Origin of the sequence: Bradyrhizobium sp. PRIMUS42 (genome assembly GCF_023006515.1) — a bacterium.
Lineage (GTDB): Bacteria > Pseudomonadota > Alphaproteobacteria > Rhizobiales > Xanthobacteraceae > Bradyrhizobium.
The window spans coordinates 1-2,884 of the sequence record NZ_JALBGZ010000757.1; the positions used below are offsets into that span (position 1 = coordinate 1).

The 2,884-nt window shown below is 64.8% G+C and carries 3 protein-coding genes; 2 read left to right on the forward strand and 1 reads right to left on the reverse strand.

Features of this window, described 5'->3' with window-relative positions:
• Positions 1 to 1,209 (forward strand): adenylate/guanylate cyclase domain-containing protein (locus tag MOV75_RS33100; RefSeq protein WP_309486988.1); only part of this gene is annotated, 1,209 nt, incomplete at its 5' end.
• A gap of 45 nt (positions 1,210 to 1,254) precedes the next feature.
• Here the strand turns inward: MOV75_RS33100 and pobA are convergent.
• Entirely contained in the window at positions 1,255 to 2,427 is a 1,173-nt protein-coding gene (gene pobA, locus MOV75_RS33105) for a 4-hydroxybenzoate 3-monooxygenase (protein WP_246931682.1), read from the reverse strand.
• A gap of 50 nt (positions 2,428 to 2,477) precedes the next feature.
• Between pobA and MOV75_RS33110 the strand changes: the two genes are divergently transcribed.
• Positions 2,478 to 2,884, forward strand: a 407-nt coding sequence (locus MOV75_RS33110; protein ID WP_246931684.1) for an AraC family ligand binding domain-containing protein, incomplete at its 3' end; no start/stop codon positions are given.

Sequence of the window (2,884 nt, forward strand, 5' to 3'; positions counted from 1 at the left end):
CGCGCCATGCAACGCGCCCGCAGCGACATCGCCGGCGTGTTCGTGCACGCCACCGCTGTTCGCAACCTGATCGAGCGCGATGCCCTGACCGAGCTCGGCTTCCCCGCGCGGACCATTCTCACGATCGCGTTTGCGCTCGTCATCGCTTGCGCCGCCTGCATGCTTGCGCCGAGCGGAGCGCTGATCGCCTGGTTCGCTCTCACTGCCATTTACGCTGCCGTGGCCGTCAGCGCGTTCGTTCATGCCGTGGCATTGCCGTTGACGGAGCCGGCACTCGCCGGCCTTGCCGCGCTCGCGATCATGACCGGCTACAGATTCGTGCTGGCCGATCGCGACGAGCGCTTCCTGCGCAAGAGCTTCGCCTTTTACCTCGCGCCGGAGGTCATCGAGACCATGGTCACCTCCGGCAAGATGCCGGCGCTCGGCGGCGAGATGCGCAACGTCACCATGTTCTTTTCCGACCTCAGCGGTTTCTCGTCCATTGCCGAGACCATGACACCGGGCGAGTTGGTGACGCTGATGAACGAATATCTGTCCGCCATGACCGACATCATCGAAAGCCATGGCGGTTACGTCGACAAATATATCGGCGATTCCATCGTCGCCATGTTTGGCGCGCCAGCCGACGATCCCGCACACGCTCGCAACGCGGTTCGCGCCGCGCTGAAGTGCCATACGAGGCTTGCGGAGCTCAATGCCGGCAATCCCGCTTTCGCCGGGCACGGCCTGTCGCATCGCATCGGTCTCAACAGCGGCGAAGCCGTGGTCGGCAATATCGGCTCGCGCCGCCGCTTCAACTATACCGTGATGAGCGACACCGTGAACGTCGCCTCACGGCTCGAGGGCGCCAACAAATATTACGGCACCGCGATCATGGCCTCCGAAACGACGATGGTGCAGGCCGGCGACGCGTTCGCCTGGCGCGAGCTCGATGCGATCAGGGTGCAGGGCCGCGGCGAGGCCATCAAGGTGTTTGAGCCATTGGCGGACAAGGGCGCGGAGAGCGCCGACCAAGCCAAGGTGGCCGCCGCATATGCGGAGGGGCTCGCCTGCTGGCGCGCGCGGGATTTTGCGAAGGCATCCGATGCATTCGGGCGTGTCGCAGAGATCGATCCGGCATCGGCACGGTTTGCCGACCGCGCGCGAGCGCTCATCGCAGATCCGCCGCCGTCCGATTGGACACCAGTTCACACGCTGGAAGGGAAGTAGCAGTCGTTCACCCTTCCCTCCAGGGTAGGCTAAGAGCCCGCCACCCTAAAACGGCAGTCCCACGTAGTTCTCCGCGAGCAGGCGCTGCGCCGTCTCGGACGAGAGCAGATATTCCAGCTCCGTCTGCTGCAGCCGATCCTCGTATGCGAGCCGGTCGGGGAAGCGATGCAGGAGCATCGTCATCCACCAGGAGAAGCGCTGCGCCTTCCAGATCCGCGCGAGCGCCTTGGCGGAATAGCCGGCAAGGCCGGAATCATCGCCGCTCTGATAATGTGCGAGCATGGCGTGATAGAGATAATAGATGTCGGACGCGGCGCTGTTCAGCCCGCGCGCGCCTGTCGGCGGCACGATGTGAGCGGCATCGCCGGCGAGGAACAACCGGCCATAGCTCATCGGTTCGGCGACGAAGCTGCGCAGAGGCGCGATGCTCTTCTCGATCGACGGTCCCGTGATCAGGTTGCCGGCGACCGCGTCCGGAAGTCGGCGCTTCAGCTCGGCCCAGAACGCATCGTCGCTCCAGTCCTCGGCCTTGTCGGTCAGCGGCACCTGGATGTAGTAGCGGCTGAGCACCTGCGAGCGCAGGGAGCAGAGCGCAAAGCCGCGCTCGTGCTTCACATAGATCAACTCCGGCGACACCGGTTTCGTACGCGACAGCACGCCCAACCAGCCGAACGGATAAACCTTTTCGTATTCGCGCAGGACGTCCTTCGGAATCGATTTGCGGCTGACGCCGTGGAAGCCGTCGGCGCCGACGACGTAGTCGCAATCGACGCGGACGGTCTCGCCGTTCGATCGATAGGTCACGTAGGGCCGGTCCGACGTCAGATCATGCGGCGTCACGTCCTGCGCATCGTGAACGACCTTGCCGCCGAGACGGTCGCGCGCCTCATAGAGGTCGCGCGTCAGCTCCGTCTGGCCGTAGACCAGCACCGAATTGCCGCCGGAATGCTTGTGCAGGTCGACCTGGGACAGCACGCCGTCATGGGCGATCTCGAAGCCGGTATGGATTTCGCCCTCGCGGTCCATCCGCTCGCCGCACTGCGCCTCGCGCATCAACTTGGCGAAGCCGTGCTCGAGCACGCCGGCGCGGATGCGGGCGAGCACGTGGTCGCGGCTGTATTTCTCCAGCACGATTGTGTCGATGCCCTTCAGGTGCAGCAGCTGGGACAACAGCAGCCCGGACGGCCCGCCGCCGATGATACAGACCTGAACCTTCATTTTTGCATCCTCCCGTCGGCACTTTTTTGCAGATTTGACCCCGCAGACCGATGGAGGGTTTCGCCATTGTCTTGTACTATTCGAACATGAGAGATGCAGCCCCGGCGATCCGTATCTATAATCTGTTCGGCGAGTCCGGCGATCTGCCCGACGTCGTGCATTGCGAGACCATCGCGTCCCGCTCGGTGCTGCACGACTGGACCCTGGCCGTGCACCGCCACGCCCGGCTGCACCAGGTGCTGCTGATCGAGCGCGGCGGCGGCGAGGCGACGCTCGACGGGCGGATGGTGCCCTTGAGGCCGATGCAGATCGTCAACGTGCCCGTCGGCCACGTCCACGGCTTCCGCTTCGTGCCCGATACGCAAGGATGGGTGCTGACCATCGCCGCGGAGATTCTGGACGAGGCGCTGCTCGCCGCCGAGGGGCTGCGCGGTGCGCTGTCGCGCTCGGCCGTGGT